24 protein-coding genes are annotated in these 22,874 nt (G+C 68.7%); 6 read left to right on the forward strand and 18 right to left on the reverse strand.

Annotated features, from left to right (window positions below; translation table 11 throughout):
* Positions 1-127: 127 nt before the first annotated feature.
* Entirely contained in the window at positions 128-580 is a 453-nt protein-coding gene (locus ACH413_RS14040; RefSeq protein WP_360046513.1) for a hypothetical protein, read from the forward strand.
* A gap of 8 nt (positions 581-588) precedes the next feature.
* Positions 589-1,512, forward strand: a complete 924-nt coding sequence (locus ACH413_RS14045; protein ID WP_360046646.1) for an o-succinylbenzoate synthase — start codon at positions 589-591, stop codon at positions 1,510-1,512.
* Here ACH413_RS14045 and ACH413_RS14050 read toward each other — a convergent pair.
* From ACH413_RS14050 to ACH413_RS14090, 9 genes are all read right to left on the reverse strand, one after another.
* Entirely contained in the window at positions 1,497-2,030 is a 534-nt protein-coding gene (locus ACH413_RS14050) for a Uma2 family endonuclease (protein WP_360046511.1), read from the reverse strand. The genes ACH413_RS14045 and ACH413_RS14050 overlap by 16 nt on opposite strands.
* A gap of 27 nt (positions 2,031-2,057) precedes the next feature.
* Complete coding sequence (locus ACH413_RS14055) at positions 2,058-3,149, reverse strand: CapA family protein (protein ID WP_360046509.1); 1,092 nt, start codon at positions 3,147-3,149, stop codon at positions 2,058-2,060.
* Positions 3,150-3,175: 26 nt separating this feature from the next.
* Positions 3,176-3,772 (reverse strand): SRPBCC family protein, encoded by a 597-nt coding sequence (locus ACH413_RS14060; protein ID WP_360046507.1) that lies wholly within the window; start codon positions 3,770-3,772, stop codon positions 3,176-3,178.
* Positions 3,769-4,593 carry an FAD binding domain-containing protein gene (locus tag ACH413_RS14065; protein ID WP_360046505.1) on the reverse strand — a complete coding sequence of 275 codons (825 nt, stop codon included), beginning with the start codon at positions 4,591-4,593 and terminating at the stop codon, positions 3,769-3,771. Before ACH413_RS14065 ends, ACH413_RS14060 begins: the two co-directional genes overlap by 4 nt.
* A complete protein-coding gene (locus ACH413_RS14070) occupies positions 4,590-7,016 on the reverse strand; it encodes a xanthine dehydrogenase family protein molybdopterin-binding subunit (protein WP_360046503.1) in 2,427 nt (808 codons plus the stop codon). The genes ACH413_RS14065 and ACH413_RS14070 overlap by 4 nt, the downstream gene beginning before the upstream one ends.
* Positions 7,013-7,546 (reverse strand): (2Fe-2S)-binding protein, encoded by a 534-nt coding sequence (locus ACH413_RS14075; protein WP_360046501.1) that lies wholly within the window; start codon positions 7,544-7,546, stop codon positions 7,013-7,015. The genes ACH413_RS14070 and ACH413_RS14075 overlap by 4 nt, the downstream gene beginning before the upstream one ends.
* A gap of 80 nt (positions 7,547-7,626) precedes the next feature.
* Positions 7,627-8,718, reverse strand: a complete 1,092-nt coding sequence (locus tag ACH413_RS14080) for an XdhC/CoxI family protein (RefSeq protein WP_360046499.1) — start codon at positions 8,716-8,718, stop codon at positions 7,627-7,629.
* Positions 8,711-9,685 (reverse strand): VWA domain-containing protein, encoded by a 975-nt coding sequence (locus ACH413_RS14085; protein WP_360046497.1) that lies wholly within the window; start codon positions 9,683-9,685, stop codon positions 8,711-8,713. Before ACH413_RS14085 ends, ACH413_RS14080 begins: the two co-directional genes overlap by 8 nt.
* A complete protein-coding gene (locus ACH413_RS14090) occupies positions 9,682-10,512 on the reverse strand; it encodes a MoxR family ATPase (protein WP_360046495.1) in 831 nt (276 codons plus the stop codon). The genes ACH413_RS14085 and ACH413_RS14090 overlap by 4 nt, the downstream gene beginning before the upstream one ends.
* Before the next feature lie 29 nt (positions 10,513-10,541).
* Between ACH413_RS14090 and ACH413_RS14095 the strand changes: the two genes are divergently transcribed.
* Positions 10,542-10,925 carry a VOC family protein gene (locus ACH413_RS14095; RefSeq protein WP_360046493.1) on the forward strand — a complete coding sequence of 128 codons (384 nt, stop codon included), beginning with the start codon at positions 10,542-10,544 and terminating at the stop codon, positions 10,923-10,925.
* Positions 10,926-11,009: 84 nt separating this feature from the next.
* Positions 11,010-11,240, forward strand: a complete 231-nt coding sequence (locus tag ACH413_RS14100; protein WP_360046491.1) for a PspC domain-containing protein — start codon at positions 11,010-11,012, stop codon at positions 11,238-11,240.
* Between the two features lie 6 nt (positions 11,241-11,246).
* On the opposite strand, the gene ACH413_RS14105 is transcribed toward ACH413_RS14100, so the two are convergent.
* The 5 genes from ACH413_RS14105 to ACH413_RS14125 form a co-directional block, all read right to left on the reverse strand.
* Positions 11,247-12,614, reverse strand: coding sequence for a beta-N-acetylhexosaminidase (locus tag ACH413_RS14105; RefSeq protein WP_360046489.1), 1,368 nt, complete (start codon positions 12,612-12,614; stop codon positions 11,247-11,249).
* Complete coding sequence (locus ACH413_RS14110) at positions 12,611-13,444, reverse strand: carbohydrate ABC transporter permease (protein ID WP_360046487.1); 834 nt, start codon at positions 13,442-13,444, stop codon at positions 12,611-12,613. The genes ACH413_RS14105 and ACH413_RS14110 overlap by 4 nt, the downstream gene beginning before the upstream one ends.
* Entirely contained in the window at positions 13,441-14,325 is an 885-nt protein-coding gene (locus tag ACH413_RS14115) for a sugar ABC transporter permease (protein ID WP_360046485.1), read from the reverse strand. Before ACH413_RS14115 ends, ACH413_RS14110 begins: the two co-directional genes overlap by 4 nt.
* A gap of 2 nt (positions 14,326-14,327) precedes the next feature.
* The gene (locus ACH413_RS14120; RefSeq protein ID WP_360046483.1) at positions 14,328-15,605 is read right to left on the reverse strand and encodes an extracellular solute-binding protein; all 1,278 of its coding nucleotides are present in this window, start codon (positions 15,603-15,605) and stop codon (positions 14,328-14,330) included.
* Positions 15,606-15,684: 79 nt separating this feature from the next.
* Entirely contained in the window at positions 15,685-16,344 is a 660-nt protein-coding gene (locus ACH413_RS14125) for a copper homeostasis protein CutC (RefSeq protein WP_360046481.1), read from the reverse strand.
* Between the two features lie 356 nt (positions 16,345-16,700).
* On the opposite strand from ACH413_RS14125, the gene ACH413_RS14130 reads away from it, so the two are divergent.
* A complete protein-coding gene (locus tag ACH413_RS14130; protein ID WP_319975859.1) occupies positions 16,701-17,306 on the forward strand; it encodes a sigma-70 family RNA polymerase sigma factor in 606 nt (201 codons plus the stop codon).
* Between the two features lie 5 nt (positions 17,307-17,311).
* Positions 17,312-17,788, forward strand: coding sequence for a carboxypeptidase regulatory-like domain-containing protein (locus ACH413_RS14135; protein ID WP_169746023.1), 477 nt, complete (start codon positions 17,312-17,314; stop codon positions 17,786-17,788).
* Between the two features lie 1,001 nt (positions 17,789-18,789).
* Here the strand turns inward: ACH413_RS14135 and groL are convergent.
* The 4 genes from groL to ACH413_RS14155 all read right to left on the reverse strand — a co-directional run bounded on the left by groL (position 18,790) and on the right by ACH413_RS14155 (position 22,866).
* Positions 18,790-20,409 carry a chaperonin GroEL gene (gene groL / locus ACH413_RS14140; RefSeq protein ID WP_360046476.1) on the reverse strand — a complete coding sequence of 540 codons (1,620 nt, stop codon included), beginning with the start codon at positions 20,407-20,409 and terminating at the stop codon, positions 18,790-18,792.
* 227 nt (positions 20,410-20,636) lie between these two features.
* On the reverse strand, positions 20,637-21,860 hold the full coding sequence (locus ACH413_RS14145) for a serine/threonine-protein kinase (protein WP_360046474.1): 1,224 nt from the start codon (positions 21,858-21,860) through the stop codon (positions 20,637-20,639).
* Positions 21,861-21,929: 69 nt separating this feature from the next.
* Positions 21,930-22,136: a cold-shock protein gene (locus ACH413_RS14150; RefSeq protein WP_090014840.1), complete on the reverse strand. Its 207-nt coding sequence runs from the start codon at positions 22,134-22,136 to the stop codon at positions 21,930-21,932.
* 88 nt (positions 22,137-22,224) lie between these two features.
* On the reverse strand, positions 22,225-22,866 hold the full coding sequence (locus ACH413_RS14155; protein ID WP_360046472.1) for an AIM24 family protein: 642 nt from the start codon (positions 22,864-22,866) through the stop codon (positions 22,225-22,227).
* Positions 22,867-22,874 lie beyond the last annotated feature (8 nt).

Below are 22,874 nucleotides of genomic sequence, written 5' to 3' on the forward strand. Positions count from 1 at the left end.
GCGCGAGCTGGGACCCGCGGCCGGACGACCTCTGCGCGAGCGTGCGCTGACAGCGCACACGCACGCTGTCGGAACGCATGCCTGGTGGCGAACCCTGCGCGAGCTTGGCCCCAAAGCGGGGCTGCCCTTGCGCGAGCTTGCGCTGGCCGTCCTCGTGCTCGCCGTCCTCACCGCGTGCGGCATCCGCCCGACCGACCCGATCCCCGGCCTCGAAGCCCCCAGCGGCCCCACCGAGAACACCTCGCCGTCGCTCTTCTGGGTCGCCCCCGGTGGCAGGGTGATCCCCGTCGGACGGCCGGAGGGCAGCCTGAGCGGGTTCGACGTCGTGGCCCTGCTCGCCCAGGGTCCCACCAACGACGAGCAGGCCCGCGGCCTCGCCACCGAGGTGCCGTTCGACGCCGCGCCCGCCACCGTCGACCGCGTCGCGAACGGCCTCGACGTCACCATTTCCGGCGACGTCTCGCAGCTCAGCGGCCCCGCGGTCCAGCAGATCGTGTGCACGTTGCTCACCGTTCTGCCCGTCGGCACGGTGAACCTGCGCGGGGGCGGGCATTCGCTGGAGTTCCAGAAGTGCGCTTGAATCGGCGCGTGCACGTCTACTCCATTCCGATGCGCGCCCGGTTCCGCGGCATCACCCAGCGCACCGGCCTGCTGTTCGAAGGGCCGGCCGGGTGGGGCGAGTTCTGCCCGTTCGAGGAGTACGGCGACGACGAGGCCATGGCCTGGCTGGCGTGCGCACTGGAGGCCGCGAACGAGGGCTGGCCGGCACCCCTCCGGGACCGCATCCCGGTCAACTGCACCGTGCCCGTCGTCAGTCCCGAACGAGCGCACGAGATCGTGGCGCGGTCGGGCTGTTCGACGGCCAAGGTGAAGGTCGCCGAGTCGACGCTGGCGGACGACTGCGCGCGGCTCGAAGCCGTGCGGGACGCACTCGGACCTGCGGGGTTCGTACGCATCGACGCGAACATGATGTGGGACGTCGACACGGCCGTCACCGCGATCAAGGCCATGGACAAGTCCGCCGGTGGGCTCCAGTACGTGGAACAGCCGTGCCACACGCTGGACGAACTGGCTGCGGTGCGGCGCAGGGTCGCAGTGCCGATCGCCGCGGACGAGTCGATCCGCAAGGCCGACGACCCGTTGAAGGTGGCCGTGTCCGGTGCCGCGGACATCGCGGTGATCAAGGTGGCACCGCTCGGGGGCGTGCGGAAGGCGCTGGAGGTGGCCGAGGCGTGCGGGCTGCCGTGCGTGGTGTCGTCGGCGCTGGAGACGTCCGTCGGCATGGCTGCCGGGGTCGCGCTGGCGGCGGCACTGCCCGAGCTCGACTACGCGTGCGGACTGGCGACGTTGTCGTTGCTGGACGGCGATGTCACGAGCGACTCGCTGACGCCGGTGGACGGCTATCTGCCGGTGCTGACCAAGTCACCCGTGCCCGACCGGATCGCGGAGTTCGAGACCGGAGACCAGGCCTGGGTCGAGCGGTTCCAGCGGGTGCGTCAGTCGCTGAGTTGATCCATCTGGATCTTCAGAGGAAACGGCTCAGCCGCCTCGTGGACACCGGTCTCGGCAGGTGCCTCCTGGTACACCCGCTCTGAGGTGAGCCGCAACGGAGTCAACGAGATCGGATCGAGGTCGACGATCCAGTAGAACGGGATGCCGGCCTCCGCGTAGTCGAGGCGTTTGGCTTGACGATCCGTGTAGCGCGAATGGGACGACAGCACCTCGACGGCGAGGACGACCTCGGCGGCCCGGACGAGGCCACCTGCAGCTCTGCGTGGGAACACGACCAGATCCGGGCGGCGGACGAAACCGGGTTCGCCCGGCGGGGCCAGCTCCAGGTCCACGTCGACGGCGTAGGTGACCTGGAGCTCCGCCGGTAACTGGCCCGCCAGCTGCATGATCAGGTTGCCGCAGGCGTAGTTGTGATCGGCGAGCGCGTTGGGCGACCGGATCAGACGCCCTTCGACGAGCTCGGTGCAGCCGGCTTCGCCAAGCGCGGCGTATTGGGCAACGGTCAGCAGTTCGGTCACCAGATCACCGTCGCACATGGAGGCGATCTAAGGCTTGGCCCTCGCCAGCCCCTGCGCCGCCGCGCCCATGCTGAACACGACGCCCTCGGTCCGGTTGATCGCCTCGGTCCGCCGGGCCGAAGCAGGCACCCGAGTCAGGTCCACCAGCCGGATCGGCGGCCCCAGTTCCACCAGCGTGGGCGTGTAGGAAGCCTCGACCACGGTCCACCCGGCAGGCCGCTGCTCGAACTTGAACCGCGCGATCGCCCCCTCCTCGGTCACGCCACGGGGCTCCTCGTGCCGCGCGACCTCGTTCCCGAGTCCGTAGACGACCCACTTGTCGCCGATCTTCTCGAACGGCTGCACGACGTGCACGTGCGTGCCGATGATCAGGTCCAGCGCTGGATCGGCGAGCAGCTGACGGGCCAGCGCCTTCTGGTCGGCGGTCGCCTCGTGCTGGTACTCGTTGCCCCACTGCACGGACAGCACGACGACCTCGGCGCCCGCCTCGCGCGCCTTCCGCGCGTCGGCCAGGATCTTGGCCGCGTTGATCTGGTTCGCACGCCACGGCTGGGGCAGCGGGATGCCGTTGAAGCCGTACGTGAACGACAGCTGGGCCACCTTCACGCCGCCCGCGTCCAGGATCAGCGGCGCCGCCGATTCCTCCTGCGTGCGGAACGAGCCGGTGTGCTTCAGGCCGACGGCGTCCATCGCGTCCAGCGTCGACGTGATCGCCGAGACGCCGCGGTCCAGCGTGTGGTTCGAGGCGGTCGAGCACGAGTCGTACCCCACGTCGACCAGGCCCTTCGCCACCTCGGGCGGCGCCAGGAAGGCCGGGTAGCCGAAGAACGGGCCCTCCTTCGGGCCGAGCGGCACCTCCAGGTGGCACAAGGCCAAATCGGCCTTCAGGGTGTCCTTGATGCCCGAGAACAACGGCAGGAAGTCGCGCCCGGCCGCACCGCCGTCGGCGACCGCCTGCTCGGTCAGCGGCGGGTGGATCAGGATGTCGCCACCGGCGGTCAGCACGAACGAACGCGGCGGCGGTGGGCCCTGGGAGGTCGTCGCCGGCGTCGGCTGAGCCGAGGTGATGACGACGGGCGAGCCGGTGCACGCGGACAGCAGAAATCCGGTGACCAGCACGAATGCCGACCACCGGATCCCACGCTTCAGCGCTGCCGCCTGCGTCGCAGGACCACGAACAGCACGACCGCCAGCACTGCGGCCGCGAGGGGCAGCACGCGCTTCAACACCGGAACGCCTGCCGTGTCGATCAGGTCGATCGGCTCGTCGGGGACCACTCGGAGATGCTGCTGTTGCGCCACCTCGTCAGGATCCACGGATCCCAGCGTGCTCGCCAGGCATTCCGCGAACTGGTCGACGAGCTTGCCGCTGACCTCGGAGATCAGGCCACGCCCCAGCTGAGCCGGACGGCCCGTGATCGACAGGTCGGTCTCCACGTCGACCGAGTCGCCGACCACGAACGTCACCACCGCGGACGCCGTGCCGTTGCCGCGGGTGTCCTTACCCGCGGCTTTCATGACGGCGCGGCGGAGCACCGGGTCGATCTCCACGAACTCGCCGGTGCCCCGGTACAGCAGCTGCACGGGGCCGAGCTTGACCTTCACCTCCCCGCCGAACGACTTGCCGTCCACCGAGGTCAGCGTGGCGCCGGGCAGGCAGGGCGCCACCCGTTCGGGATCGATCAGCGCCGCCCACACCTCCTCGGCGGGCCCCGGCGACACGAACGAATGCGTCAACTTCATCCCGCGACCGCCGCCGTCAGCGCACGACCGGTCAGCACACGGGCCAGGTTGTCCTTGTAGCTGTCACCGGCCGACGCCCGCAGAGCCGCCTCGGAGATCACCTCGGCGGAAGCGGACTGCCCGACCAGGGCCGCCTCGACCTCGAACGCGCGCAGCGGCCCGGACCCCACGTTCGTGAGGCCGACCCGAGCAGCGGAAATGGCTCCGTCCCGCACCTGCACGGCCGCCGCCACCGCGACGATCGACCACGCCTGCGCGACCCGGTTGAGCTTCTCGTAGTGCGCGCCCCACCCGGTGTACTTCGGCACGCGCACGTCGATCAGGATCTCGTCGGGAGCCAGCGCCGTCGTGAAGTAGTCGACGAAGAACTCCGACGCCGGCACCTCGCGCCGCCCGCCAGGACCGGCGATGATCATCACCGCGTCCAGGGCCAGCGCGGGTGCCAGCAGGTCGCCCGCCGGATCCGCGTGGCACAGCGAGCCGCCGAACGTGCCGCGGTGCCGGATCTGCGGATCGGCCACCGTGTCCGTGACCAGCTTCAGGAGCAACGCGTGGTCGTGGATCAGGTGATCGCGCTGCACCTCGTAGTGCGTGGTCATGGCACCGATGAGCAACGAGTCGCCGTCGTCGCGCACTCCCGTCAGCTCGGTCAGGCCGCCGATGTCGATCAACGCCGTGGGCGCCGCCAGCCGCATGCGCAGCACCGGCACGAGCGACTGCCCGCCCGCGATGACCTTGGCGTCCTCGCCCTCCTCTGCGAGCATCCGCACGGCTTCGTCCACACTGGACGGGAACAGGTACTTGAACTCCGCCGGGATCACGACTGTCCTCCCTGCGCGTCGATCGAACCGAGCCCACCCGCGGCCACTTCGCCCGCGCCTTCGTCCGGCCTGCCCTGCAAGGCGGTCCACACGCGTTCCGGCGACATCGGCATCTCGATGTCCCGCACGCCCAGGTGCCGCACGGCGTCCAGCACGCTGTTCACCACGGCCGGGGTCGAGGCGATCGTGCCCGCCTCGCCGACTCCCTTGGCGCCCAACGGGTTGGACGTCGCCGGCGTCTCGGTGCGGTCCGTGAGGAACGCCGGCAGGTCCGCCGCGCACGGCACGAGGTAGTCGGCGAACGTCGCCGTCGTCAGCGTGCCCATCTCGTCGTGCGTGGCTTCTTCGTACAACGCCTGCGCGATGCCCTGCGCGAGCCCGCCGTGCACCTGGCCGTCGACGATCAACGGGTTCATGACCGTGCCGACGTCGTCCACGGCGACGTACCTGCTGATCCGCACCATGCCCGTCTCGGTGTCGACTTCCGTTGCGCACAAATGGGTTCCGTGCGGGAACGAGAAGTTGTCCGGGTCGAACGTGGCGTCGGCGTCCATGCCGGGTTCCATGCCCTCGGGCAGGTCGTGCGCGACGTGTGCGGCCAGCACGACGTCACCCAGAGTCCGCACGGTCGACGTGCCGCGAACGGAGAACGAGCCCGAAGCGAACTCCACGTCCGACTCGTCGCACTCCATCATGTGCGCGGCCAGAGTGCGGGCCTTGGCCAGCACCTTCTCCGCCGCGTGCACCAGAGCGGTGCCACCGACGGCCAGCGAACGCGAGCCGTAGCTGTCCATGCCCTTGTGAGACGTGGCCGTGTCGCCGTGCAGCACTTCAACGTCCTCGAACGGCACGCCGAGCCGGTCGGCGACGATCTGCGACCAGACCGTCTCGTGGCCCTGCCCGTGCGGCGAGGTTCCGGTGATCACCTCGACCTTGCCGGTGGGCAGCATGCGGATCGACGCGGTCTCCCATCCGCCCGCGCCATAACGCAAAGCGCCCAGCACACGGGACGGCGCGAGGCCGCACATCTCGGTATAGGTCGAAATTCCGATGCCCAGCTGCACGACAGAACCGTCGGCACGACGCCGCGCCTGCTCTTCGCGCAACTCGTCGTACCCGAACAGTTCCATCGCACGGGCCGTCGCGGCCTCGTAGTTGCCGGAGTCGTAGGTGAGCCCGGCGACCGTGTTGAACGGGAACTCCTCGTGCTTGATCCAGTTCAGCTCGCGGATCTTCATCGGCTCCATGCCGAGCTCGACCGCGAGCTCGTCCATCATCCGCTCGATCGCGAACGTGGCCTCAGGTCGTCCGGCGCCGCGATAGGCGTCCGTAGGCACCTTGTTCGTGAAGACGTTGGTGCACACGAACCGGTAGGCGGCGAACTTGTAGATCGAGTTGAACATGAACGCGCCCAGGATCGGCACACCCGGCGTGACCAGGCGCAGGTAGGCGCCCATGTCGGCGAGCAGCTCGACCTTCAGGCCGGTCACGGTGCCGTCGCGGCGGGCGGACAGCGTGAGCTTCTGGATCTGGTCACGGCCGTGGTGCGCGGACAACATCGACTCGGTGCGCGACTCCGTCCACTTCACCGGACGGCCCATGCGGCGCGCGACCAGCAGGCACAGCACCTCTTCCGGCGTGACCTGGAGCTTGCCGCCGAACCCGCCACCGACGTCGGGCGCGATCACGCGGAGCTTGTGCTCGGCGATGCCCGTGACGGCCGACAGCATCCAGCGCAGGATGTGCGGGATCTGCGTCGCGGACCAGACCGTGAACATGCCCGCGGTGGAGTCCACGACGACCGACCGCGGTTCCATGAACGCCGGGATCAGCCGCTGCTGCTTGAACGTCCGCTCGATCACGACCTCGGCCGCCGCGATCTCGTCCTCGACGTCGGTCCCGACCCCGGCCTCGGCGGAGTCGAAGATCCACGTCGCGCACTTGTTGGTGCCGAGGTCGTCGTGCACGAGATCGTTGTCCCGCAACGCTTCTTCCATGTCGAGCACGACCGGCAGCTCGTCGTAGTCGACGTCGATCGCTTCCAGCGCGTCCGCGGCCCGGTAGGCGCTGTCGGCGATCACGAGGGCGACGGCCTCACCGGCGAAGTTGACCTGTCCGACGGCCAGCGGGGGCGCGGGCGGGGCCTTCATGTCCTCGGTGATCGGCCACGCGCACGGCAGAGATCCTTGCTCCGCGGCGAAGTCCTCACCGGTGAGGACGACTGCCACACCGGGCATCGCCGTCGCGCGGCTCACGTCGATGTTGGTGATGCGGGCGTGCGCCATGGGGCTGCGCAGCACCGCCATGTGCAGCATGCCGGTCAGCTGCAGGTTGTCGGTCCACGTGGTCTGACCGGTGATCAGCCGCGCGTCCTCCTTGCGGAGCCGGGCCCTGCCGATCTCCGGTTCCGCGGTGGCGGTCATTCGCCACCTACCGGCTGCTTCGAGCTGACGTGCTCGTCGCTGTGTTGTTCCTGCACGGGGCCGGCGCCGGGCTTCATCCGCTGCGCGGCGTCCTGAACCGCGCGCACGATGTTCTGGTAGCCCGTGCAGCGGCAGAGGTTGCCCTCGAGGCCTTTGCGCACGGTCTCGTCGTCGGGATCCGACTCGTCGGCGAGCAGGTCGATCGCCTGCATGATCATGCCTGGCGTGCAGAAACCGCACTGCAACGCGTGGTTGGAGTGGAACGCCTCCTGCACCGGATGCAGCTTGCCGTCGCGGGCGAGGCCTTCGACGGTGGTGACCTCGTGCCCGTTCGCCTGCACGGCGAGCATCTGGCACGACTTCACGCTGTGGCCGTCGAGGTGGACAGTGCAGGCGCCGCAGTTGCCGGTGTCGCAGCCGACGACGGTGCCGGTCTTGCCCAAACGCTCTCGCAGGTAGTGCACGAGCAGGAGGCGGGGTTCGACCTCGTCGGCGTAGTTCACTCCGTCGACGTTGACCGAGATGTGCATTGAAACCCTCCCAGGGTGGTGGGCCTTCAGTGACGAGGGTCACTTCAGCTTGCTCCCTGTTTGCGAGTTCAACAACCCGATCACCGATGAATCGGCACCTCGAGCTCGCTGAGGCGGCGCCCGGTTCCCTTCCACCGCAAGGAGATGATCTCGGCCGCAATCGCAACTGCGGTCTCTTCAGGGGTTCTGGCGCCGAGATCGAGCCCAATAGGCGATGACAACGCCGTAAGTTCGGATTCGGTCAAACCCGCTTCGCGCAACCGTTCCAGCCGATCTTCGTGCGTGCGCCGGGACCCCATCGCTCCGATGTAGCCGACCTTCAGTCGCAACGCGACTTCCAGCAGCGGCACGTCGAACTTCGGATCATGTGTGAGAACGGCGATCACCGTGCGTTCGTCGAGCTTGGACGCTTCGCCTTCCAGGTACCTGTGCGGCCAGGCGACGACGACCTCGTCCGCCTCCGGAAAACGGCTGCGCGTCGCGAAGACCGGTCGTGCGTCGCAGACCGTCACGCGGTAGCCGAGGAACGCGCCGAGCCGCGCCATCGCGGCGGCGAAGTCGATCGCTCCGAACACGAGCATGCGCGGCGGCGGTTCGAACGAGTTCACGAAGACGCTCATGCCCTCGCCGCGCCGCTGCCCGTCCGGCCCGTACTGGAGCACGCCGGTCCGGCCGGACGCCAGCATGCCGCGCGCGTCGTCCGTGACGGCGTCGTCGATCCGTGCGCTTCCCAGGCTGCCGTCACGCCGGTCCGGCCAGATGACCATGCGGCGCCCGATGCCGTCCGGGTGCTCGATGACCGTCGCGACCGCCACCGGCTCCTCGGCACGCACGGTCTCCACCACCTCGGCGAGCTGCGGGAACGTCTCCGAGCTGATCTTCTCGACGTAGATGTCGATGATCCCGCCGCAGGTCAGCCCCACGGCGAACGCGTCGTCGTCGCTCACCCCGTAGCGCTGCAGGACCGGGCCGCCGGTCTCCTGCGCCAGTTCGTAGACCGCGCCCTCGACGCAGCCGCCGGACACGCTGCCGACCGCCTCGCCGTCCTGCGTCACGAGCATCGCCGCGCCCGCCGGCCGGGGTGCCGAGCTGAAGGTCGCGACCACCGTGCCGACGCCGACCGTCTCGCCGTTCGCCACCCGTTCGGCGAGGTCGTAGAGGACATCACGCACGGCGCACCTCCTTCAGCAGTTCTTCCAAAGCGTGCACGCTGTGGCCCGCGACCATCGTGTCGACGTGCGGGAGCGCCGCGACCACTCCGCTCTGCAACGGCCGGTAGCCCGGTTTGCCCGCGTGCGGATTGGCCCAGATGACCTTGTGGCTCAAGCGTCTCAGCCTCGCCATCTCGGTCGCCAGCAGGGTCGGGTCGCCGCGTTCCCAGCCGTCGCTGAACAGCACGACCACCGCGCCTCGCTGCCGCCACTGCTGGTTGAACCGCCGCAGCGAGTCGCCGAGCCGGGTACCGCCCTCGTAGTCCGGGATAGCCCGTCCCGCGGCTCGCAAAGCGCGTTCCGGATCGCGTTCGCGCAACTGGCGGGTCACGCGGGTGAGCCGGGTGCCGATCGTGCGGACCTCGACGGGCATGGCGTGGGCGATGACGTGCGCGAACCGCAGCAGCGCGTCCGAGTAGGCGGCCATCGAGCCGGACACGTCGATCAGCAGCACCAGCCTGCGTGCCTTCACGCCTCGACGGCGGTGGCGCGGCAACGCGATCTCTCCGCCGGTCTCGATCATCGCGCGCACGGTCCTGGCGAGGTCCATCCGGCCGCGACGGGCTTTGCGGAGCCGGCGCGACCGTCTGCGCGGCGGGAGCGGGGTCAGCCTGGCGATCAGCGGTGCCGCGTCGAACTCGGAGATGTCCTTGTGCTTCAGCACTTCCACATCGGACGCCGCGACGCCGACGGTGACCGAGTCGAGTTCGATCGTCGTGCGTGGACGCGGCGGGGTGCCGCCGAAGTACGCCCGGTACGCGGCGTCGTAGCGCGGCAGGTCGTCCGGGTCGGCGCACAGCGTGAGGCGCCCGGCCCAGTAGAGGTCGACGTGCTCGGTGGCCCGCAGGAACGCCTGGACGCGGTCCGGCCCGCACGGGAGTCCAGCGCCCCGCAGGACGCCGGTGAACCCGACGCAGGCTTCCGTCATCCCACGATTGTGCTCCCGATCACGCGATCCGCGTCCTCCCGGTACTTCAGGACGGCCCCGAGCGTCGTCACGTCCGGTTCGGTGCGGCCGAGCGCCTGCAACGCCCGCGCCCAGTCCAGCGACTCCGCGACGCCGGGCGGCTTCAGCAGGTCGAGACCGCGCATCTGCTGGACCGCCTCCGCGACCTTGCGCGCGAGCCGTTCGTCGAGGCCGGGAAGGGTGCGGCGGAGGATCGCGACCTCCCTCTCCAGGCTGGGGTGCTCCAGCCAGTGGTAGAGGCAGCGGCGCTTCAGCGCGTCGTGCACCTCGCGGGTCCGGTTCGAGGTCAGCACGGTCAGCGGCGGTGTCGTGGCCCTGATCTCGCCGAACTCGGGGATGCTGACCGCGTTCTCGGACAGCACCTCCAGCAGGAACGCCTCGAACTCGTCGTCCGCCCGGTCGATCTCGTCCACGAGCAGCACGCACGGCGCCGTCTCCAGCGCCTGCAACAGCGGCCGGGCCAGCAGGAACCGTCGCGTGTAGAGGGAGGCCTCGTCCACCTCACCGCGCGTCTCCAGCACGCGCAGATGCATGAGCTGACGCGGGTAGTCCCAGTCGTACAGGGCCTGCGTGGCGTCGATGCCCTCGTGGCACTGCAGCCTGATCAGCGGGACGTCCATCGACTTCGCCAGCGCCAGCGCGAGCGAGGTCTTGCCGGTGCCGGGTTCGCCTTCGAGGAACAGCGGCCGTCCCATCGCGACCGCGAGGAACGCCGCGGTGGCCACCCCGCCGTCCGGCAGGTACCCCGCGCGGTCGAGCCCTGACGCGAGCTCCTCAGGGGACTCCATGAGCCTCAGAGTACGACTACGGTGGGGAAATGGGCTCGATCAAGCAGATCCAGGTGACCTTCGACTGCACGGAACCACAGCGCGTCGCCCAGTTCTGGAGCGTGGTGCTCGGCTACGACGCACAGCCGGAGACCGACGGTTCGTGGTCCGCCTGCAACGACCCCTCCGGCGTGGGCCCGCGGCTGTTCTTCCAGCGCGTTCCCGAGGGCAAGACCGTGAAGAACCGGGTGCACCTCGACGTGCGGGCCGGCACCGGAATGGTGGGCCGCGACCGCCTCGCCGCGCTTCAGGCCGAGCGCAGGCGGCTGGAGGCGATCGGCGCGGTGTGCGTGCGCGTGATGGAGGCCGACGAGGAGAACGAGTCCTGCATCGTGATGCAGGACGTCGAGGGCAACGAGTTCTGCCTCGACTGAACCCTGGGGTCTCGGGCAGGGATCAGGGTCGGGTTCGGGGTGGTCACCGATGTGCCGGGGCTTCGTTTCGACGAACCTTGAGCCATGACGAACAACGTGCTCAACGAAGCCACTGACCAGGTCAAGAAGCTCCGCAGGAGCCGTAGCGACAAGATGCTCGCCGGCGTCTGCGGCGGTCTCGCCAAGACGCTCGGCGTGGACGCCGCGATCCTGCGGATCATCCTCGTGGCGGCGACGCTGCTCGGGTTCGGCACCGGAGCGGTCCTCTACGTCGCCGCCTGGATCCTCATGCCCGAGGAAGACGCGGCCGTGTAAGCGTGATCAGCGTGGAAACCCGGGAACGCCAGGAAGCCGTTGCCAGGGGTGGGGTCCGGTGAGGGGCCGGTACTCCACCCCCAGGGCATCGAGCCTGGGGAGATGGTGTTCCTGGAGTCGTTGCAGGAAATCAGGATCCTTCTCCGCCGGGGACCACACGACCTCGGCGAACGCGGCCAGCCTCGGGAACGCCGCGTAGTCCACCCGCCGGGCCGAGTCGAGGTGCTCGGTCCAGATGTTCGCCTGCGCGCCCAGCAGCCGTCCGGGCTCCTCGCCCGTGAGACCTTCCGGCACCGGATCCCACGCGTAGACGTCCTCCAGCGTGGTCACCGTTCCCACCGGGATCGGTTCGTCCGGCGAGTCGGACTGCCGATAGTCCAGGTAAACGTGCTGCTCAGGGCACATCACCACGTCGTGGCCCTCGCCCAGTGCCGTGATACCGCCCTCGACCCCGCGCCACGACGCGACGACCGTGCCCGCCGGCAGCGGTCCCGACTCGAGGATCTCGTCCCACCCGTACGGCCGCCGTCCGGCGCGAACGATGTGCTTCGCGATCGCCCTGACCAGTTCGCCGTCGTGACCGGGAGCCTCGTCGCCGCCGAGTCCGATGATCTCCGCCGGGAAGACGTCCATCAGCTCGTCGAACACGTTCCGGTAGAAGTCCACTGTGGACTCCTCGGTGTTGAGCACGCGTTCGTTGACGCCCCAGTCGGTCCAGACGCCACCGCCGTGCACGCCCAGTTCCGGATAGGCCGCGATCGCCGCCTGCGAGTGACCGGGGATGTCGATCTCCGGGATCACCGTGATGTACCGCTGGCGGGCGAACTCGACGATCTCCCGCAGGTCGTCCTGGGTGTAGAAACCGCCGTGCGGCCTGCCTTCCATGCCCGCGGAGCGCCGGTCGCCGAACCGCGAGTCCTCCCGCCACGACCCGACCTCGGTGAGCTTCGGGTAGCGCTTGCACTCGAAGCGCCAGCCCTGGTCGTCGGTGAGGTGCAGGTGCAGGACGTTGAGCTTGTGCGCGGACATCAGTTCGACGTACCGCAGCACCTCCCGCTTGGGCAGGAAGTGCCGCGACACGTCGAGCATCACGCCACGCCACGCGAACCGCGGGTGGTCCACGATCTCGCACGCGGGGATGACCGCCGGCTTCTCGCCCGCGGCCCGGAACGCCTGAGCGCCCAGCAACTGCCGCAGGGTCTGCAGCGCGTTCATCTCGCCGGCCGCGTCGTTCGCCTCGATCAGCACGCCGGCGTCGGACGAGAGCAACCGGTAGCCGCCGGGCGGGCCGTCGACGAGGACCGTCTGCCAGCCCTGGTAGTCGCAGAGTCTCCCGCCGTCCACGTAGGACACCGGGCGCGGGAGGAGGTTCATCCCTTCACCGCCCCCGCGAGACCGGACACCAGCCGGCGCTGCACGAGCACGAAGAAGACGAGCACAGGGATGGTCATCAGGGTGGAGCCCGCCATGATCGCGCCCCAATCGTTCTGGTCGGGTTTGACGAACACCTGAAGAGCCAGAGGCAGGGTCTGGTTCTCCACGGCCGAGATGATGAACGTCTTGGCGAACAGGAAGTCGTTCCAGGCGTGGATGAACGACAGCACCGACGTCGCCACCAGGCCGGGCGCGACGAGCGGGAACAGCACCTGCCACAGGAACCGGAACCGCGAGGCGCCGTCCAGGGTGGCGGCCTCCTCCAGTTCCACCGGCACCGCGGCGACGAAGCCCCGCAGCATCCAGATCGCGAACGGCAGGCTGAAGGCCAGGTGCACCAGCACGAGCGAGCCCAGGTGGTTCAGGCCGAACACCGGAACGCTGTCCCCGACCGACCGCATCAGGAAGAACAGCGGCACGGTCAACGCCTCGACCGGCACCATCTGCACGACCAGCAGCATGATCAGCAACGTCGTCCGGCTGCGGAACCGGAAGCGGGTCAGCGCCGTCGCCGCGAGGAACGAGATCACGATGCTCAGCAGCACCACGATCACCGCGACGACGATGCTGTTCAGGAAGTAACGCCCGAAGTTCGCGACCGTCAGCGCCCGCGTGAAGCTGTCGAGCGTCGGCCGCGTCGTCCACGGCACCGGGTCGGCCGAGATGATCTCGTCCTCCGGTTTGAAGGCGCTGAGCACCATCCAGAACAGCGGGAACGCCACCACCGCGGCGACGATGAGGACGAAGCCCTCGGTCAGCCAGCGCCTCACAGGACCTCCCCCGACCGCCGCAGCGCGCGGAGGTAGAACATCGTGATTCCCAGCAGCAGCACGGTCATCACGACACCGATGGCCGCGCCCAGTCCGTACTCCGACGCCGCGAACGCCTGTTGGTAGGCGTAGACGTTGAGCACGAGGTTGCGCCCGGCGATGCCGCCGCCGTTCGTCATCACGTAGATCTGCGTGAAGACCTTGAAGTCCCAGATGATCGACTGGATCGTCACCACGAGGATGATCGGCTTCAGCAACGGCAGAGTGACGCTCCACGCCGTGCGGAACGCCGACGCGCCGTCCAGTGCGGCGGCCTCCAGCACCTCGCCGGGGATCGCCTTGATGCCCGCGAAGAGCGTCACCATGACGAACGGGAACGAGCACCAGATCACCTGGGCCGCGACGAGTCCGAACGCCGTCCACTTGTCGAACGTCCAGGAGAAGCCCTGGATGCCCAGGACCTCGTTCACGAACCCGAAGTTCGCGTCGAACAGGAAGAGCCAGATCGTCGAGCCGGCGACGGCGGGCGTGGACCACGCGCCGAGCGCCGCCAGGAACAACGTCATCCGGACCCAGGTGCGGACCCTCGTGGCGAGGATCGCGAGGAACGCGCCCACTAGCAACGTGCCGACCACGCAGACCGCCGCGAAGGCGACGGTCTGCCCGAAGACGCCCCAGAACTGCTGGTCTCCCAACAGCTTCTGGTAGTTGCCGAGACCGAGGAACTCGAGCGGCGCGCCGCCGCTGACCTGTTCCTGGCCGTAGTCGTAGAGCGAGATGAGCACCAGCTGATAGATCGGGTAGGCCAGCAGGCCCCCGAGGATCAGCAGCGCTGGAGCCAGGTAGGCGAACGCGGTCCGCCCCTGGCCTTTGGCCGTCACGCTCACGACGTGAAGGCCGCGTTCATCGTCTTGGCGGCGTCCGCGGTGGCCGTGTCGACGTTCTTCGCGCCGGTGACGATCTCCTGGAGCATCGTCGGCACCACGGTCTGGGCCTCGATCTTCGCCCACGCCGGCGTGACGGGAACGAACTTCGTGCCGGACTGCAGGGTCTTCGTGAACGGCTCCAGGAACTTGTCGGAGTCCGCGACCTGCTTCTGCACGTCGCTGAACGTCGGCAGGTTGCCCATCGCCGTGTACATCTTCTGCTGGTACTTCTTCGACGCGAGCAGCTGCGTGAACTCGTTCGCGAGCGTCTTGCGCTGCGTGCCCTTCATGACGCCGAGCAGGTTGCCGCCGGCGAACGCGGGCGCGACCGAACCCTTGTCCTTGCCCGGCAGCGGCACGACGCCGTACTTGCCGGCCGCGCTGGACGCGTCCACGGACTTGCGGTTGAAGTCGCCACCGATGGTCATCGCGGCCTTGCCCGCGCGGAACGCCTCGATGCTCGCGTCACCGCCGTTGCCCGCGCAGGTGGCGGGCGGGCAGATGTCGTCCTTGATCAGTTCGGTGTACTTGGCTACACCGGCCTTGGCCTCGGCGCTGTCGATCGTGGCGGTGAACTTGCCACCGTCCTGCTTGGCGATGTCCCCGCCCTGAGCCCAGATGAACGGCAGCGCGGCGAACAGGTACTTGCCGCCGGCCGAGATGCCGATGAGTTCGGGCTTGCGCTGCCGGATCTCACGAGCCGTGGTCGCGATCTCGTCCAACGTCGTCGGCGGCTTCAAGCCGAGTTCGGTGAACACGTCCGTGCGGTAGTACAACGCGCGCACGCCGACGAACCACGGCACGCCGTACGTCTTGCCGTCGACCTTGGCCGTGTCGAGGATCGACGGGACCAGGTCCTTCGACTCGTCCCACTTGCCCAGGTCGAGCTCGGAGAAGCCGCCGGCGGAGACGTAGCCCGCGAGGTCGGTGTTGCCGAACTCGGCGACGTCGGGAGCGCTCTTCGGGTCGCTGAACGCGGCCTTGAAGCGCTCCGCCCGGCTCGACACCTGGATGTACTGGACGTCGACGGTGACGCCGCTGTGCTTGCCCTGGAACTCGGAGATCGCCTCCTTCACCACGGCTTCCTTCGGACCTCGGTTGACCTCGTCGAACAACCAGACCCGCAACTGCCCGGTCTGCTCGTCGGTGCCAGAGTTGGTCGGTCCGGACTGCACCGGTGCGCAGGCGACCACCGCGCCCACGCCCAGCACGGCCACAAGTGCCTTCAGCCTCATCGCGCCCTCCGCATTGCATATAGTGCAACAGCCATTCCACAGGAAGCAACGTGACTGTAGAACGGACCAGGGCAAGGGTCTAGACCAGACGATTCACCCATTCCCGAACCGATGCCGAATCGACCGGTCCGTCCCAGCCGGACGGACGGACCGCGCTGCCGACGTGAAAACCGTTCACGCCCGCTGCCAGCAGTTCTGGGACGTGGCGAGCCTGCAGACCGCCGCCGACGAGCAGTGCGGGAGGAGCCTGGGCGAGGAGTTTCTTCAGGTTCTCGATTCCGTCCTCGACACCCTTCGCGCTGCCGGCGGCGAGCACCGTGTCGCAGCCGAGGGTCTGCACGATCTCCCAGGACCGGAAGACGTCGTTCGAGTTGTCGAGCGCGCGGTGGAAGGTCCACGCGCAGCCCTCCAGTTCGGCGATGAGGTTGAGCGTGACGCCCTCGTCGATCTCACCCCCCGCGTCGAGGAAGCCGAGGACGAACTCGGTGGCGCCCGCCTCCCTGAGCTCCCACGCCTGCCGGCGCAACTGCTTGAGGTTGCCCGGCGCGAACCCCTTGGCGTCCCTGAGCATCACGCGGATCGGGATGTCCACGGCGCCTTGGACCTCTTTGAAGGTGGCGACCGACGGCGTGAGTCCGTCCGAGGCCATGTCGGCGACCAGTTCGAGCCGGTCAGCGCCCCCCGCCTGCGCGGCGACGGCGTCCCTCACGTCCAGTGCGATCACTTCGAGAATCGGCATGGTCTAGACCATAACGGTCTTTGCCGTGTGCTTTCGGGAATCGCGGAGCCTCGTCGGCTCTTCGTGCGTCGGAGGCTGTATCTGCTCGCCTGAGCTCCGCTCTTTTTGGATGAGCGCTTTGTTCAGGCGTGGAGCACGCGTCAGCCGGTTCGAGGGGTGCCGGCCGGCGCGGGCTCCCACCACTGGCGGCCCGTGACTCGGAGGGGGAATCACGGGCCGCTGGCATACCCGGAGGAAGATGAGCCTCACCGCGGCGGCGATACTGCTCCAATCGAGTGAATTTTGTATCTACCGCCCAGTTAGCCCTTCATGAGTTGGCGGACGGCGCTGACAGGGCGGCCGATCGGAGGTGCTGCATGGACGAGCTGCACACGGCGGATGACCGTCCGCCGTGGGACGGGCTTGAAGGCACCGAACGACACGCGATGTGCGTGGAAGCCGCACGTGAGGGCAACCGCAACGCGCTGGACGTCCTGGTGACCGAGCTGACCCCGCTGCTGTGGCACGTCGCCCGCGGCCAGGGCCTGGACAGGGCCGCCGCGGAAGACGTGGTGCAGACCGTGTGGCTGGCGTTCTTGAAGAACATCGAGAACATCAACGAGCCCAAAGCCCTGGTCGGCTACCTGGTGGTCACAACGAGGCGTGAAGCACGCCGAACTTGGACACCCAACAAGCGTGAGACGCACCTGTCCGACGAATACGCCGAACAGCTCGAGTCCGACACCGGCCTGCCGGAGGACGTGACGCTGCTGGACGACCGCGACCGCCGCCTGTGGCTCGCGTTCGGCCGCCTGACCACGAGGTGCCAGGAACTGCTCCGACTCACCGTGCTCGCGGGCCGCGCGGAGTACCGGGCAGTCGCCGAGGCACTGGCCATGCCCCACGGCAGCATCGGTCCGACCAGGGGACGGTGTCTGACACTGCTGCGCAACTACCTGGAGACGGAAGGAGGATCGCGGTGAACGAGATCGACCCGCGCGACGACCGCAGGGGCCCTGAGGACACCGCAGTCCTCTCCGAGCTGAACAGGCTCGTCGACGAACTGGACCCGCCACCCGCCGACCTGGTGGATCGGGTGAAGTTCGCGATCGCCCTGGAGTCCCTGGACGTGGAGGTGGCTCGGTGGGAACGTGCGGGGTCGTTCGCCGGGGTTCGCGGGGGGCAGACCGGCACGATCACGTTCACGGTCGACAACCTGACGTTGATGGTGAACTTCACCTCGACCGGGTCACGGCACCGGATCGACGGGTGGCTGGTGCCGGCCGGGGAGCACGAGGTCGAGGTCCGGGTGGCCGATCATCAGTCTTCCTGTACTCGGGCTGATGACGGGGGGCGGTTTGTGCTGCCGGACGTGCCGGCTGGGACGACCCAGATCTTGGTGCATTTGGTGAATTCTCGTGGGGAGCCTGGGCGGACTGTGGTCACGCCTACGATCATGCTTTGAGTTTGGGTTTGTGCGGCGGTTTTGCTGACGGATTTACTGGGGTTCTGGGGTTTTGTGGCGGGTCGGCTTGCGTTGACCGTGTTCTGTTCCAGCGGAGTGGGCGGCTGCCGTGCGCTGACGTCACCTTGCGCAGGTGGCTGGGCTTGGGCGTGACGAGCCGGGGCAATTCATCGCCGCTTCGCGACGATTGCGATTGGGGCTTGACATTGAGCCTCTAGCGAGATGCTTCATCGGCCTTAAAAGGCCGGGCATAAGTGCCCGGCCGATGTCTTCAACGGTAGCATCTCGCACTCAATGTCAAGCCCCAATCGCGCGGTGGTCGCCTTGTGACCGGTTGCCCGGCTGGACTTGGTTCACACGCCTCGGCTTCGCCATTGCCGTTGGGTGACGGGTGGCTCGCCTTCGGCTTTGCCCCGTTGCTCGCGGGGGTGCAGCCGGACACCGTGCGACCCACAACCGTGCGCGTCATCACCGCGCCACTCATCACCGCGCCAGCCATCTCCGCGCCAGCCATCTCCGCGCCGCCCCGTCGCCGCGCCGCCCGTGACTGCCCCACCACGGGCCGCCCATCACCAAGCGCCGTCACTCCGCCGCCCACCACCGGGCCATCCCCGCGCCACCCATCACCGAGCTCCGTCACCACACCATCCACCACCGGGCCGTGCCCACCCGCGCCACCCGAACACCGCGCCACCAGCGAGCCCTCCGCCCACCTCAACGCGGCCGTCGCGCACTCCCACCGCCGCGCCGAATCCGTTGCCGCGTCCCCTCCAGGCACCGCGCCGGATCTGCCGCGCCGCCCCTCCCAGCGCCACGCCAAGCCTGCCGCCGCGCCTGCCCAGGGCACGCCAGCCCCATCGCCCCGCCTCCCGAGAGCCGCGCCTGGTCTGCCAACCGCGATCCCTGACCCGGCGCCCGCCATCCCCCGGCCCCGGACAGCCGAAAGGCCCGGCTCGCCGAAGCGAACCGGGCCTTTCAGAGGTGGAGCGAAGCGGACGGACTCAGAAGTCCATGCCGCCGGCGTCCGGCGCGGCGGGCGCGGCGTTCTTCTCCGGCTTGTCCGCGACGACGGCTTCCGTCGTCAGGAACAGGGCGGCGATGGACGCGGCGTTCTGCAGCGCGGAACGGGTGACCTTGGCCGGGTCGATGATGCCGGCCTTGATCAGGTCCTTGTACTCGCCGGTCGCGGCGTCCAGGCCCTCGCCCGCGGGGAGGGACTTGACGCGCTCGACCACGACGCCGCCTTCGAGACCGGCGTTGACCGCGATCTGCTTCAGCGGAGCCTCGACGGCGACCTTGACGATGTTGGCGCCAGTGGCCTCGTCGCCCGTGAGCTTCAGGCCCGCGAAGGCGGCCTCGGCGGCCTGGAGCAGCGCGACGCCACCACCGGCGACGATGCCCTCCTCGACGGCGGCCTTGGCGTTGCGGACCGCGTCTTCGATGCGGTGCTTGCGCTCCTTGAGCTCGACCTCGGTGGCCGCGCCCGCCTTGATGACGGCGACGCCGCCGGCGAGCTTGGCGAGGCGCTCCTGGAGCTTCTCGCGGTCGTAGTCGGAGTCCGACTTCTCGATCTCGGCGCGGATCTGGTTGACGCGGCCCTGGATCTGCTCCGCGTCACCGGCACCCTCGACGATGGTCGTCTCGTCCTTGGTGACGACGACCTTGCGGGCCTTGCCCAGCAGCGAGATGTCGGCGTTCTCCAGCTTCAGGCCGACGTCCTCGGTGATGACCTGGCCACCGGTGAGGGTGGCGATGTCCTGGAGGATGGCCTTGCGGCGGTCACCGAAGCCGGGCGCCTTGACGGCGACGGACTTGAAGGTGCCACGGATCTTGTTCACGACCAGGGTCGCGAGGGCCTCGCCCTCGACGTCCTCGGAGATGATCAGCAGCGGCTTGCCGCCCTGCATGACCTTCTCCAGGAGCGGGAGCAGGTCCTTGACCGTGGAGATCTTGGAGCCGAACAGCAGGATGTACGGGTCCTCGAGGGTCGCTTCCTGGCGCTCGGGGTCGGTCACGAAGTAACCGGAGATGTAGCCCTTGTCGAAGCGCATGCCTTCGGTGAGCTCGAGCTCGAGACCGAGGGTGTTGCTCTCCTCGACGGTGATGACGCCTTCCTTGCCGACCTTGTCCATCGCCTCGGCGATGAGCTCGCCGATCGTGGGGTCAGCGGCGGAGATGGACGCGGTAGCAGCGATCTGCTCCTTCGTCTCGATCTCCTTGGCGGCCTTCAGGAGCTGCTCGGCAATGGCCTCGACGGCCTGCTCGATGCCGCGCTTGAGGCCGAGCGGGTTCGCACCCGCGGCCACGTTGCGCAGGCCCTCGCGGACCAGAGCCTGTGCCAGCACCGTCGCGGTGGTGGTGCCGTCACCAGCGACGTCATCGGTCTTCTTCGCGACCTCCTTGACGAGCTCGGCCCCGATCTTCTCCCACGGGTCCTCGAGCTCGATCTCCTTCGCGATGGAGACACCATCGTTGGTGATGGTCGGCGCGCCCCACTTCTTCTCGAGCACGACGTTGCGGCCCTTGGGGCCGAGCGTCACCTTGACGGCGTCAGCGAGGATGTTCATCCCGCGCTCGAGACCGCGACGGGCTTCCTCGTCGAACGCAATCATCTTGGCCATTGCGGTGTGTTCCTCCGCCTATGTGGATTCTGGGCCACTGCGAGCGCATACCCGCAGCGGAACACGATGCGCGTGACCAGGTCAGGTGCCCGCGACGGACGACTCCCCCGTCTTTCGACGAGGAGGCCTCACCAGTCCCAGCCTCACTTCTTGGCACTCGACTGTGCCGAGTGCTAGTTCGTGTTTAGCACTCGACACCGGCGAGTGCAAGCGAACCCAGGCGACTCTCAGCGGGAAGTGCGCACCGGCACAGAGGTCGGCAGCGGCTTGTTCGAGGTCGTCTCGTCGCCGATGTTCAGCGACGGGGCGGAGCTCGTCTTGGGCTGGCGCGCGGGCTCGTCACCCGGCGACAGGATCACCACCACGATGATGATCACCACGATCGCCACCACGGCCGCGATGACCGGCGCGAACCACGCCGGGCGTTCCTTCTTGCCGGCCGTGAACGCGCTCACGCCCACCTGGTTCGGCGGGCGCAGCCGGACGGGGTCCGAGAGGGGCTGCTGGTAGCCGCCGCCCTGGTACTGACCCTGCTGGACGGGCATCGGCCCGGACATCGGCGACTGAGCGGGGAACGAGCCGGACTGCGGCCCGAGTTGAGCGGGAGCCGAGCCCTGCGCGACTCCGGCGAGAGCGACGCGGGCGGCGTTGATGAGCTCGGCGCAGCTCGCGTACCGCTGCGACGGGTCCTTCGAGGTGCCCTTGCGGATCACGTCGTCGATGGCCGGCGGCAACGCCACGAGCTGCGACAACGACGGAACGACGTTGCCGAGGTGGCCCTGGATGACCTCCTGCACGCCGCCCTGGAACGGCGGGCGGCCCGACAGACAGGCGAAGAGCATGCAGGCGAGCGCGTACTGGTCGGTGCGGCCGTCGACGGGCTCGCCGCGCAGGTGTTCCGGCGCCGCGTAGGTCGGCGAGCCGAGGAAATCACCCGTTCGGGTGCGGTGGCCGGTGGCGCCGCGGCGGGTGAGGCCGAAGTCGGCGACGTAGACGTGCTCGCGCACGCCTTCCTTCTGGGTCACCAGCACGTTGGCGGGCTTCACGTCGAGGTGCACGAGGCCCTTGCCGTGCAGCATGTCGAGCGCTTCGGCCACCTGGGCGAGCAGCGTCAACGTGCGTGCGGGCGTGAGCGGCCCCTCCTTGATGTGCCCGGCCAGGTCCTGGCCGTCCACGAGCCGCATGGCGATGTAGAGCAGGCCCTCGACCTCGTCGAAGTCGTAGAGCGGCACGATGTTCGCGTGGTCGATCGCCGAGGTGTTGCGCGCCTCGTCCACGAACCGCTCGCGGAACTCCGCGTCGGGTGCGAGGTGCTCACCGATGACCTTGAGCGCGACTTTCCGGCCAAGCCTCACGTCCGTGGCCCGGTACGTCACGCTCATGCCACCGCGGCCCAGCACACCGTCGATCCGGTAATGCGCGATTCGCCGTCCGCTCAGGTCCTCCGACACGCAAGGCAGCCTAACGTCCGGCCAGATCGGCTTGTCCCGGGTTGGCCGAAGCCGTGATCAGAGTGACGTCTAGCTGGCCCGGCGCACGTCCGACGCCTGGCTGCGCCCGTCCCGGCCCGCCTGCACCTCGAACTCCACCCGGTCGCCTTCTGAGAGCGTCCGGAAGCCTTCCATCTGGATCGCCGAGTAGTGCACGAACACGTCGGGCCCGCCATCGGTCGCGATGAAGCCGTATCCCTTTTCGGAGTTGAACCACTTGACGGTACCGAGAGCCAAGACGTCCTCCTTCAGATCACGCATCTCACGCAAAGCGCAGAGAGCAACGCTAAAAGAAGAAATCTCACGCGGATACCTCCTTACGGAGTCATGAACGGGAGCTGACTCCGTTGGCGCGCAACCAGGTGGTGAGCCGGCGGGGTCCGCGCGTCTGCGTCAGCACGGCACCGGGACCGGCGAAGTCGAACACCAGGCCCTCACCAGTCAGAATGGATTGCACGCCATCGGGGACCGACGGCCGGAGACGGCATTGCACGGTGTCCGCGAACGCCACGACGTGATCGCTGCTGATGGTCACGGCCTCCCCGACCGCCAGTGTCACGAGGTCGAGCGCGCCGTAACAGGCGAGCACCACCGCACCCTTGCCGTGCGCGTAGTTCATGAAGCCCTCGGCGCCTCCGAAGATCGCCTGCATCGGCGGCGCCTCGGGGTTCATCGCCACCGTGCTGCTCGACGCGATCCAGCTGTGCCGGGCGAGGCACCAGCCGTACGCCCCGTCGAGCTCGATCTGGTGCAGGTCACCGGGCAGCACGGGGGCCGCGTCGATCCAGCCGCCCTCCGCGCCCGACGTGCACAGTGCGACCGCCTTCGCGCCCGCGCCCTTCACCTCGACCGTGAGCCCGTAGCTCGTGGCCGCGATGGTCAGCGGGTCGACCAGCACCGCCTCGCCGGGCGCGAGGACGAGTCTCGCCACGCCGAACGTCGGTGTGTGCCTGGTCCGGACCTGCACGAACAACA

Source organism: Lentzea sp. NPDC020367 (genome assembly GCF_044387305.1).
In the GTDB taxonomy this organism is placed as follows: domain Bacteria; phylum Actinomycetota; class Actinomycetes; order Mycobacteriales; family Pseudonocardiaceae; genus Lentzea.